Genomic DNA, 10,612 nt, shown 5'->3' with positions numbered 1-10,612 from the left:
CATTCTGTTTCCTCTCTCTGTGTTTTCCGTTATAATTTATGTGGTGTGGGGGGGGGTGCGGCGCCAGTCGCCGCACCCCGCGCCCCCTGCCTGCCACCGCACCCCGCACCCCGCACCCCGCACGACGAGAGGCAACCATGTCGCCCTCCCGCGCCCGGACCACCACCGCGCTCGCACTGCTGCTCCTGGCCACCACCGCCTGCACAGCCGCGCAGCACGGGCCCACACCCGCCTCGCACCCCCCGCTGGTGTCCCGGCAGGCCCAGCAGCTCCGGCTGCCACTGGACGCCTACGCATCGACCGTGGCCGAGACCCACCTCGTGGAAGACGCACAGGACATCCTCATGCGCCGGTGCATGAACGACCTCGACATGGAGTGGAAGACCCTGCCCCGGGTGGACGCCCAGGACACCGAGCCGCCCAACCTCCGGCGATACGGAGCCGACGAGACAGAAGCCATCCGCTACGGCTACCATCCCCGCCCCGACCCGCCGTCGGTGGTACGGCGCAACCGGGCCTGGGACGAGCGCGAAGCGCTCCCCGCCGAGGTACAGCGCGCGGCCTACGGGCCCTCCGGCAAGGGCGGCTGTCTCAAGACCGCCCAACACCAACTCGTCGGCGACACCGCCCCACCCGACTACCACGCCTTCAACCAGCTGACCGGCACCGCTCTGGAAACCTCCCGGCGCGCCCCCGAAGTACGCGACGCCCTGCGCACATGGCACGCATGCATGGGGAAAGCAGGCTTCGACTACCCGGACCCCTTTGCCGCCGCCGGCAGCGAGCACTGGGAGACGGCCGAGCCCACGGCGACCGAACGCGCCACCGCCCGCAAAGACGTGGCGTGTCAGAAGTCGGCGAAGCTGACGACGGTATGGGCAGCGGCCGAGACCCACACCCAACACCGCCTGATCGACCAGAACACCGACCGCCTGCACAAGGCAAAAGTCCGAAAGGACCGCTGGCTGGCAGCCGCCCGCCGCGTCCTGAACCGTGAGGGCGGTTAGCCGTGCTTCTAGGACTTGTCCGGCCGATCATGTGACTACTCCGCGCCGGGGCGTAGATGTGGTCGTGATGCGGGGCGATCTGACAGGTGCCGAGGGGGAACGGCTGCGGCCGTTCCTGCCGGTCAGTAACCGCGCCAAGATCGCGGAGGGCGCCTCGCTGCGGATGCGTCGGGTCAACACGGAGCTGCGCCGGGTGCTGTCCGGGGCCATTACTGACTTCGGCTTGTCAGGGTGACGTTGGATCGTCGAGGGTCAGACCGGTGCCGGCTATGAAGCCGTCGAGGGTGTCGGTTCGGTACTGAAGTCGTTTGAGTCGGTTGCGGACGAGGGTTTCGAGCCGGTCGAGGGCGACCACGGCGAGGTTGGCCAGGCTGTGCTTGACGTGCGCCCATACCCACTCGACGGGGTTGAGGTCGGGTGAGTAGGCGGGGAGCAGGAACACTGTCAGCCATGCACGCTGGGCGATCAGCTCGCGCATGGCGTGGGAGTTGTGGGTGTTCAGACGGTCCCAGACGAGCACGATCGGCGCCTTGACGAGCTGGTGGACACCGTCGATCAGCGCGATGAAGTCCCGTTCTCCCATACTGCGGCGTGTGCCTTTGCCCGCGGGGTGGGTGCGCAAGCGGTGACACAGCCGGGTGCGGGAGCCGGGCCGCATCGCGATCAGCCCGGCCACCGACAGCCGTCCCGAGCGCCGGCCGCTGACCGTCACCACGGGTGTTCGGCCGCGCCGGCCCCACGTGCGTCCTTTGGGCGGCCGCCGGGTGAAGCCTGCTTCGTCCTCGAAGCAGATGTAACCCCCGCAGGCCGCCCGGGCTCTTTTACCTCCGCCCAGGTCGCCTCCTTCCATGCGGTCACGGCCTGCTCGTCGCGCTCGGCGACCCGCCGTGCGGGCACCTGCGGGCTGAATCCGAGCCGGTGCATCAGCCTCGTGGCGCCCGAGACGCTGTAGGAGACGTGGAACTTCCTGCCGATCAGCGTGGCCACCCGCGCCGCCGTCCACACCTGATCCTCCACCCAGCCGTGCGCGGCCGGCCCCTGCTCCAGATACCCGGCCAGCTTCTCCAGACAGCGCGGGGACAGACGACACCGCGATCCACTCGGGCCACGCGAGACCAGAGCCTGGACACCACCACCCCGCCACAACTGCTGCCACTGGTAGACCGACTTCAAGCTCACCCGCAGGCGCCGTGCGACCTCCGACGGCTTGATCTTCTGCTCGAACAGCTCAGCCGCCTGCATCCGCACCGTCTCCCGGCGCCAGCGTCCCGCAGCGGTCAGCCCGCCCCCATCCGCATACCTCACACACCACGAAGTACAAACAAACCCCAAGATCCATCAGGCACTTCGAGAAGAATCACCCTGACGAGCCGAAGTCAGTAACCCCCTTGGAGACCAGGTCGCCGACTACGAGGTTCTGGCCAGTTCCAGGACGAGATCGCCTACATGACCCGCACCTACGACCGGATGAACAAGGCCACGCTGACCATGGCCAAGCCCAAGCGCCGTCGCCGTGTCGGCGCCCGAACCTGACACCCTCATCCGACGGCCGAAACCCAGGCGATGACGCGCCGCGCCTCTCGGCGACCGTCCGGCACGCAGACCCTCTACCGCGCGCTGGACGCACTCGGTGCTGCCCAAAGCCGGATGCCCAGCTCCGGCCTGAGGGGCCCAATCGCAGCGACACCGCGCTGCTCCTGGGCGTGCTGCTCGCTAAGACGGAGCTAGATGCCGCCGTACGCGCCGACCCTGCGCAGGAACCCCCGCGTGGGCTGCCCTTAAGCCTCTCGCCAGCGCCGCCGCCTTGGCTGCGGCCGGCCTCATCGATGCCCCCGACTCCAGCGCGGCGAAGCCAGCCACCAAGCAGTCCGTGCTGCTATCGACCCCGCGGCCCAGTCGCTACGCGCAGCTGCCTACATCATCAAGTAGAGGTGAAACTCAGGGTGTTCCTGTTGAACAGCAAGAGCCGGCGTTCCAAACTCACCGCCGACAAGCTCCGGGCGCCGGCTGCCCTCGGACTGGAGTGGGCGGTCTGATGTCGCCTACTGCATCCAGGTGAGCGAGGGGCCCCGACTCCGGTCTACGGAACCCGGGCCCCTCTAGCGTACGGTCATGGAACCCACCCAGATGCCGGAGGCGCTGCGCCGCGCGGTCCACCAGCTCGTCTCCGAGGCGGTCCAGAACTGCCAGGCGGTACTGCGGTACCGAGCCCGATCAGACGCACGCCTGGAAGCGGATGACGCTGTACCGGGCCACGGACGCGGAGGACACGATGAACATGGTGTCCATGCTGATCGCGGCGTTCTGCCAGCGCGGCGGCATGAGGAACAGCACGCTGGGGTCGTACCTCCAGCTCAGTCAGCAGCGCGACCGGGCAGCCGGCCCGGGAGATGGCACCTGGGCGCACCTGGCGGGTCTCCAGTACTTCAACGACTGGGCCGACAAGGACCTTGACCGCCACATGTCCTACAAAGCGGCCGGTGCTGACCTTCCTGTGTTCCGCCTGTCCACCGGAACCTCCCTCGTCGCCTGCACCTACCAAAAGGAGTACCGCGTCGCGGGCGTTGGTACGTCCGGCACGGTCCAGTTCGAAAAGGGCTCGGACACCGACGTGCTGCTCGGCGGTGGCGGCCGGGAGTGGCGCAGCGTGAGGGAAACCAGCAGCGTGACCGCACTGATCGAGGTCCCGGCCAAGAAGACATCGCCGGCCACCGTCCTGGCGTGTGACTGCTACCAGCCTCAGGTGCTTTCGGCGACGGGGGTCAAGCCCTGAAGACCCGCTGCGCACCAGCCGGCGCCTCCTGGCCCCGGTAGCCGATACCCGTCCCCAGCAGCCTCAAAGGCAGGGATTGCGAACGGGTTCTGAGCTTGTCTTTTAAGGTCTGGCGTCGAATGCGACTCGAACTAAGCCAGCGTTTTCGCAGTTCAGCGGACGTGAAGGCGGCCTTCGTCTGATCCTGTGCTCCGTCACACAGGCAGAGGAAACAGTACGAAGGTTTGGTCGTGAGTCTGAGGGATCAGGGTGTCCTGCGGGATGCGTTCGCGGAAGTGTCGTGCTTCCGGACGGAGTTATATGCGTGTCTGACCTCGCGGCGCGACTCGCTGTTCGAATTGTGCGATGCGCTGTTGTGCACGGACGGGCCGGTGCGGACGCTGGTCGACCTGGCGCTCGCGCCGGAACACCGCCGCGGGCACGGGGCCCTCTACGGCGGCCTCAACGAGGGACGACTCGACGTCTCGCGGCTGCGTCGCGCGCTGGCCGGGATGCGGTTGCCGAGGGCTGCGGACGGTCGGATTGTGCTGGCCGCGGATGTCTCGCCGTGGCTGCGTCCGGGCGCCAACACCTGCCCTGACCGGACCTTCTGCCACACCTTCGGCCGTGGCGAGGGTAAGCACCAGATGGTGCCTGGCTGGCCGTATTCGATCGTGGCTGCGCTGGAGACGGGCCGAACGTCGTGGACGGCGGTGCTGGACGCGGTCCGCCTGACGCCCGGCGCAAACGTCGCCGCGGTGACCGCGGTCCAGATCCGCGAGGTCGTCGAACGGCTCGTCGCCGCCGGCCAGTGGAAGCCGGGTGACCCGGAGGTCTTGGTCGTGCTGGATGCCGGATATGACGCACCCCGCATCGCCCACCTGCTCAAGGACCTGCCCGTCGAGATCCTCGGTCGGCTCCGCTTTGACCGCGTCATGCGTCGGCCGACACCGCCGCGGGTCTACGACCCGAAGGGCGGCCGACCGCCCAAGCACGGCGGCGAGTTCGTGTTCGGCGACGCCGCCACCTGGGGCACCGAGCAGGCATGGGACAGGCTGCACCCAAGGTTGACCCGGCGGGCGGCCTGGATCGACTACGACGGACCGCTACCCATCATCGATGGAACCGTCATCCGCCTGACCGTGGCGAGGCTGCCCAGCGGTGGGGTGAACAAGCCGGTCTGGTTGTGGTGGTCGGGCACCGCCGCCACCGAAGCCGACGTCGACCGCTGCTGGCAGTCCTTCCTCCGACGCTTCGATCTGGAGCACACCTTCCGCCTGTTCAAGCAGACGCTCGGGTGGACCAAGCCTCGGCTTCGCAGCTCGGAGGCGGCCGACCGGTGGACGTGGCTGGTGATCGCCGCCTGTGCCCAGCTCCGGCTCGCCCGTCCGCTGGCCACCGATCTCCGGAGGCCCTGGGAGAAGCCGGTTCCGCCGAACAGACTCACACCCGCCCGCGTTCGCAGAGGGTTCAGATACCTCTACACGAAGGCCGGCTCCCCGGCCGGTGCACCGAAACCGTCTCGTCCCGGCCCCGGTCGACCGCTCGGCTCGAAGAACCGCTATCCGGCTACCCGGCACGACGTGGGACGCGTCCTCGCCACCGGCGAGGCATACACCCGTCCCACTCACCACAAGGTCGGCACCAAGCCTCGCAGGGCAGGCTGACAAGCGACAAAGAGGATCAGCACACTGAGCGCATGCGATACGAGGAGAGATCCAAGCTCACCGGGGTGAAAGCCATGGTCCCAGTGGCCATCCTTGTCGCCTCACCAGTGCTGCTGGTAGCCGGGGCGCCGATCCGTCGCCGATACCTTCGCTACGTCTACCGGGATGAGGCCCCGCAGATCCTGGACAAGAAGCGGGGCTGGGTCAGCGCCCACTACTTCGTGGTCACCAGCCCTCTTCTCGAATGGCTCTGCTGGCCCACAGAATCACTCGCCCGTCTCGTCTCACGCCGACGTTAAAAGACAAGGTTATAACCTGCTTCTGATCCTCAAAGTGCAGTTCAGGGCCTGGTAAGTCGAGGGGGTTGACGAAGTGCCCCGTTCGCGAAGCCGTCTCCGTAACGCTTCCGCGAACCGATTCGTGAGGCCCGTGATGTGCCGGGGAGTGAGCGATCAAGGATTCATTTGAGACCTTGATCAAGGGCACCCGGGTGAAGCCGGAACCAGCCGGCTGAGGATGGCTCAGGCAGCCGCCGAGCAGGGGGACGAAGCCGCAGCCCGCATCAACCGGCTCTCTCGTAAAGTGGCTTGCCGAGCCTGACGGGGGAGATCCATCGTGACCAGTACTACTCAGCAGACAGCCGTGTCGACAGTCGAGGCCCGCAACACGCCCGCCCGGGTCAGTTTCTGGTCGGCTGCCATGGGCGTCAGCCTGATCGTGGCGATCTTCGCGACGCCGATGTTCTGGCTGATGTACGGCAGCTACTACACGTTCGCAATGTTCATGTTCGGGGTTGTTGCTGTCCCGGCCGGGCATCTTGGCCGCCGCCGTGGCACGCGCCTGGGCGGCCGCGACCGCGGTCTGGCCCTGCTCGGCATCGTGACCGGCTGGCTGCTGATCTGCTGTAGCTTGCTGCTGGTGTTGGTCTATGCCGGCGCATTGGCCGGACTCGCGTTCCTGGTCAACTCCACGAGTTGAGCCACGGCTGTTGCGAACTCATCCGGATCGCACCGTGACCTGCGCACTTGAGGATCAGAAACAGTTTCTTATCTTGTCTTTTAACCCCGGAATCGGACGTTGATGCTGCCCCGTGATCTATCTGGGCTGCTGGGTGATGTTGACCATCCAGGTGATCCCGAACTGGTCGACGAGCGAGCCGGCCTCGTCACCCCATGACTGCTTCTCCAGGGGCAGCGTCACGGTGCCGCCGGCGGACAGCCTCTCGAAGTAGCTGCGGAGTTTGGCGTCGTCGCCGTCGAGGAAGACCGCGACGTTGTTGCCCGGGGTGTGGGGCATCTCTTCCCGAACGTCCCACGCCATCAGCGTGTAGCCGTCTGGGGTGCGGAGCGTGGCGTGCATGATCTTGTCGGGGTGAGGCACGTCCGTCGAGCCGTATTCGGCGTAGGTGCCCATCTCCAGCTGGCCGCCGAGGACGTCCTGATAGAACTCGATCGCCTGCCGTGCGTTCCCGTTGAAGGCGAGGCACGGGTTGAGTTGAGATCCCATCTGATGCTCCTTGGCGTGAGTGATTTCGAACGGCTTGAACGTAGCAACGGGCACCGACAACCGTCCGAGCAATGGCAGCACGCCGGTCAGCTGACATCGACAGCTCCAAGATCCCCGGCAGAGTCGCTCAGCTTGTTATTTGATCTTTGCGGCCTTTGAGGCGATTGCGTTCGGTGATGGTCTCGGGCCGCCTGGTCGTTTTGCCCACGTCGTGACGCGTGGTGGGATGACGGTTCTTCGACCCGACTGGCCTGCCTGGTCCGGGTGTTGAGGGTTTCGGTGCACGGGCTGGGCAGTGCAGGTGCGGGCGGAGGTTCCGAAACCCTCGGCGGACCCTGGCGGGGGTGAGCCGAGCTGACTCGGTCGGCTTCTCCCAGGGGCGGCGGAGATCGGCAGCGGCCTCGCGGGTGAGCCGCAGCTGCGTGTGGGCCGCGATCACGAGCCACGTCCAGCGATCCGCGGCCTCGGGGGTGCGGAGCTTCGGGCGGGACCAGCCGAGCGTCTGCTTGATCATTCTGAAGGTGTGCTCAAGATCGAATCTACGGAGGAACGCCTGCCGGCGCAGGTCGACGTCCTCGCTGGTCATACCGGTCTTTGAGGACCACAGCCAGAGGGGCATCGGGTCCTGGCCGCCGGGCAGGTGGTCGACCTGGAGGCGGATCAACGTGCCTTCGAGGAGCGGGAGTTCACCCTCGTGGTCGATCCACGCAGAGCGGGTCGTGAGCCGGGGGTGGATGCGGTCCCAGGCCACGGCCTGGGCGGTGCCGTACCGGTCGGTGACCTGCATCGTCGCGGCGTCCGGCTCTCCCCAGGTCTCGGGCTTGGCGAAGCGGAACTCGTTGCCGTGCCTGGGGTAACGGCCACCGCAGGGGTTGGCCAGGGCGAACTCTTTTCGCGAAGGCGCCGACCGTCGCATCACCCGGTCCGAGCGCATCCGCCCCAGCACCTCGACGGGCAGACCGTCGAGCAGGTAGGCCATGCGCGGGGCGTCGTATCCGGCATCGAAGACGACCAGGATGTCCGCGTCTCCGGGCTCCCACTGGCCGCCGTCGATCAGGTCGGTGACCACGCGGCGGACCTGGGCGGCGGTGACCTCGGCGACGTCGTCGTCGGGACCCAGGCGGACCGCGTCCAGCAGCTGGCACCAGGAAGTGCGGCCTGTCTCCAGGGAGGCGACGAACGAGTACGGCCAGCCGGGAATGAACTGGTCGCTGGAGCGTCCGTTGCGGCCATAAACATGGCAGAACAGGCGGTCCGGGCTGCACGGGGCGTCGGGACGCAGCCAGTTGGTCACGTCGACCGCGAGTGCGAGCCGGTTGTCGGCGGCCTTGGGCTGCGGGAGCACAGCCAGAGCGCGGCGAAGCTCGTCCGCGTCGATGCGGCCGCAGTTCAGCGCGTCGTACAACGCGCCGTGCCCACGGCGGTGCTCGGCCAGCAGTGTCAGGTCCACGGGCGAGGTCACCGGCCCGTTCTCGCAGAGCATCGCGTCACACAGCTCGAACAGGGTGTCACCGCGCCGAGCCAGGCACGCGTAGGAGTCCTCCCGGAAGTGTGACGTGAAGTCGAACGCGTCCCGCCGGGCATCGTGGTTCAGCAAACTCACCTCTGCGGCCTTCGTATGAATCTGATTCCGTGGCGGAACGCAGGATCATGCGAAGGCCGTCCGCCTGTCCGGCGAATCCCCAGGTGAGTGACGTCGTACGACGCCCCGTTCGAGGCCAGAGGTTAAAAGACAAGTTTAGGACCTGTTCCTAAAGATCCCGGCGGCGTTTGCCCAGATCAGGAATCGAACATGGCTGGGGTCAGAGCTCGTCGGTGAGCCGGTTCGGCGCGGTGAGGACGACGTCGACCGGGCGTTGATCGAGAAGCGGCACAGCGCTTGCCTGTCTACTCTGCACGTGCTGCGTATGAGTCCTTCTTCCTCCTCCAGACCCCCGCCGACGAAGGTGTGCCCTGTCGCTGTTGGCCGCTCGTTACTTGCGGGGTAATAGACCGCTCCCCCCTCCTCCGGCAGGATCAAACACATCGACGGGAACCCCGCCGGGATCCGGCCTCAACCGCGAGGAGAGCGCCTTGTCTGCCAAGTCCACCGCCATGACGGCGAGTTCAGTCACCATCGCACGGTCCGTAGCCGAGGCGACCCGGGCCGTCGTAGAGGAGTTCCTTGCCGCCCGGCTGGCGGGCGACACCGGGCGGCTCATCGAGCTCTTCGCCGACGAGGTCGACTGGCTGCTCGCCGAGAATCCCGCCGTCCCCTGGATCCGCCCGCGATCCACCGCCGCCGACTGCGCTGCCCAGTTCACGGAATTGATGGAGCACACCGTGCCCGAGGACGCGCGCGCCTCCGTCGACACCTTCCTCGTCGATGGCACCGACGCCGTCTTGATGGGGCACGTGTCGGGGACCGTACGCGCGACGGGAAAGTCCTTCGCGGGTCCGTTCGCGCTCCACCTCACCGTCGAACACGGCCAGATCACCCGGCACCACCTCTACGAAAACAGCTTGTCGATCGCCGAGGCCTGCGCCCGATGAAAGCGCGGGCGGCACAAGGTCCGCCCTTGCTCAACACACACGCCTCCATCCGCAGCACCTCCTGCGGCAACACGAAGATCTGGCTGACGGGTCGTGCAACTCCGTGCGAGGGTGCGTGAGTCGGAAGGTGCGGTTGGCGGTCGCGGCGGTGACCGTGCTCAGTCCCGCTGGGCCTCGCGGGAGGCGGGCTGGCCGGTCCGGCGGGAGGTGCGGCGGGTGATTCGCCTGGTCATCAGCGTGATCGCGGCCCAGGTGATGAGCGACTCGGAGTGCTGGATCAGCCTTTCATAGTCCCGAGCGTGTCGTCGGGCGTGCATGACCCAGGCGATCGATCTCTCGACCACCCAGCGGCGGGGCAGGACGACGAATCCCTTCGCGTCTTTCGGCCGGCTCACCGTCTTGACTGTGAGGTTCAGGTACTTCTTCGCCCAGGTCACGAGCTGTCCGGCGCAGGCGGAGTCGGCCCAGACGATCGTGATCTCCGGGTGCATCAGCCGCAGCCGGAACAGCACTTCCTTCGCCGCGTCGCGGTCGGTGACGTCGGCCGGGGTGACCATCACGAACAGCGGCAAGCCCTTCGTGTCCACGACCAGGTGCCGTTTCCTGCCGTTGATTTTCTTCGCCGCGTCGTAGCCGCGCGAGTCCTTGCCGACGGTCTCGGCGGCCTTCACGGACTGTGAGTCGATGATGGTGGCGACCGCCCCGGGCGACCGGCCCATATCCCGGCGGACGCGCTTGCGGAGCTGGTCACGGATCTGCCCGATCACCCCGGCTGCCGCCCAGCGGGCCATGAAGTTGTAGCAGGTCCGCCAGGGCGGGAAGTCCCTCGGCAGGGCCCTCCACTTGCAGCCCGTATCAACGACGTACCGAATTGCGTCCACGATCTCGCGCCGCGGGTGCTTCTCCGGGCGCCCGCCGCGCGGGGTCTCGCAGGCCGGCCCGCCCGGCAGCAGTGGTTCGATCAGGGCCCATTCGTCGTCGTAAGTGTCCGAGGGACAGCAGCGCCGCCGGGCCAACGTCCCCTCCCCTCATGGAAGTGGGGACCGGTCTTCAGTGGCGTCCGCGGACACAGGATCCGGCCGGCACCGGGCCGACGTCCGCACCGGGACCGGAAGGTGCAGCCGACGATCATGACGGACCCGCTCAAG

The 10,612-nt window shown here is 67.3% G+C and carries 12 protein-coding genes; 7 read left to right on the top strand and 5 right to left on the bottom strand.

Features of this window, described 5'->3' with window-relative positions; genetic code table 11:
* Window positions 1-137 precede the first annotated feature (137 nt).
* Together AB0D04_RS41125 and AB0D04_RS41120 are read left to right on the top strand one after the other, a co-directional pair.
* On the top strand, window positions 138-1,007 hold the full coding sequence (locus tag AB0D04_RS41125) for a hypothetical protein (protein WP_362712522.1): 870 nt from the start codon (window positions 138-140) through the stop codon (window positions 1,005-1,007).
* A 31-nt stretch (window positions 1,008-1,038) separates the two neighbouring features.
* Window positions 1,039-1,242: a hypothetical protein gene (locus AB0D04_RS41120; RefSeq protein ID WP_362712521.1), complete on the top strand. Its 204-nt coding sequence runs from the start codon at window positions 1,039-1,041 to the stop codon at window positions 1,240-1,242.
* Here the strand turns inward: AB0D04_RS41120 and AB0D04_RS41115 are convergent.
* Entirely contained in the window at window positions 1,234-1,800 is a 567-nt protein-coding gene (locus tag AB0D04_RS41115) for a transposase (protein ID WP_362712526.1), read from the bottom strand. The genes AB0D04_RS41120 and AB0D04_RS41115 overlap by 9 nt on opposite strands.
* Complete coding sequence (locus AB0D04_RS41110; protein WP_362712525.1) at window positions 1,716-2,288, bottom strand: winged helix-turn-helix domain-containing protein; 573 nt, start codon at window positions 2,286-2,288, stop codon at window positions 1,716-1,718. The genes AB0D04_RS41115 and AB0D04_RS41110 overlap by 85 nt, the downstream gene beginning before the upstream one ends.
* 955 nt (window positions 2,289-3,243) lie before the next feature.
* On the opposite strand from AB0D04_RS41110, the gene AB0D04_RS41105 reads away from it, so the two are divergent.
* The 4 genes from AB0D04_RS41105 to AB0D04_RS41090 all read left to right on the top strand — a co-directional run bounded on the left by AB0D04_RS41105 (window position 3,244) and on the right by AB0D04_RS41090 (window position 6,404).
* Window positions 3,244-3,780 carry a hypothetical protein gene (locus AB0D04_RS41105; RefSeq protein ID WP_362712520.1) on the top strand — a complete coding sequence of 179 codons (537 nt, stop codon included), beginning with the start codon at window positions 3,244-3,246 and terminating at the stop codon, window positions 3,778-3,780.
* Window positions 3,781-4,004: 224 nt separating this feature from the next.
* Window positions 4,005-5,426 (top strand): NF041680 family putative transposase, encoded by a 1,422-nt coding sequence (locus AB0D04_RS41100; protein ID WP_362712519.1) that lies wholly within the window; start codon window positions 4,005-4,007, stop codon window positions 5,424-5,426.
* Window positions 5,427-5,458: 32 nt separating this feature from the next.
* Window positions 5,459-5,725, top strand: a complete 267-nt coding sequence (locus tag AB0D04_RS41095; protein ID WP_362712518.1) for a hypothetical protein — start codon at window positions 5,459-5,461, stop codon at window positions 5,723-5,725.
* 316 nt (window positions 5,726-6,041) lie between these two features.
* A complete protein-coding gene (locus AB0D04_RS41090) occupies window positions 6,042-6,404 on the top strand; it encodes a hypothetical protein (protein ID WP_362712517.1) in 363 nt (120 codons plus the stop codon).
* Window positions 6,405-6,521: 117 nt separating this feature from the next.
* Here the strand turns inward: AB0D04_RS41090 and AB0D04_RS41085 are convergent, their stop codons facing one another.
* Complete coding sequence (locus tag AB0D04_RS41085) at window positions 6,522-6,932, bottom strand: VOC family protein (protein ID WP_362712516.1); 411 nt, start codon at window positions 6,930-6,932, stop codon at window positions 6,522-6,524.
* Window positions 6,933-7,059: 127 nt separating this feature from the next.
* Entirely contained in the window at window positions 7,060-8,529 is a 1,470-nt protein-coding gene (locus AB0D04_RS41080) for an NF041680 family putative transposase (RefSeq protein WP_362712524.1), read from the bottom strand.
* A gap of 497 nt (window positions 8,530-9,026) precedes the next feature.
* Here AB0D04_RS41080 and AB0D04_RS41075 point away from each other — a divergent pair, with 497 nt between their 5' ends.
* A complete protein-coding gene (locus AB0D04_RS41075; protein WP_362712523.1) occupies window positions 9,027-9,464 on the top strand; it encodes a nuclear transport factor 2 family protein in 438 nt (145 codons plus the stop codon).
* 158 nt (window positions 9,465-9,622) lie between these two features.
* Here the strand turns inward: AB0D04_RS41075 and AB0D04_RS41070 are convergent, their stop codons facing one another.
* Window positions 9,623-10,480, bottom strand: a complete 858-nt coding sequence (locus tag AB0D04_RS41070; protein WP_362712515.1) for an IS5 family transposase — start codon at window positions 10,478-10,480, stop codon at window positions 9,623-9,625.
* Between the last annotated feature and the right edge of the window lie 132 nt (window positions 10,481-10,612).

Source organism: Streptomyces sp. NPDC048483, assembly GCF_040651455.1.
GTDB lineage: Bacteria > Actinomycetota > Actinomycetes > Streptomycetales > Streptomycetaceae > Streptomyces.
Note: the sequence above shows the minus strand (reverse complement) of the source record. Positions and strands in the feature narration are given on the sequence as shown.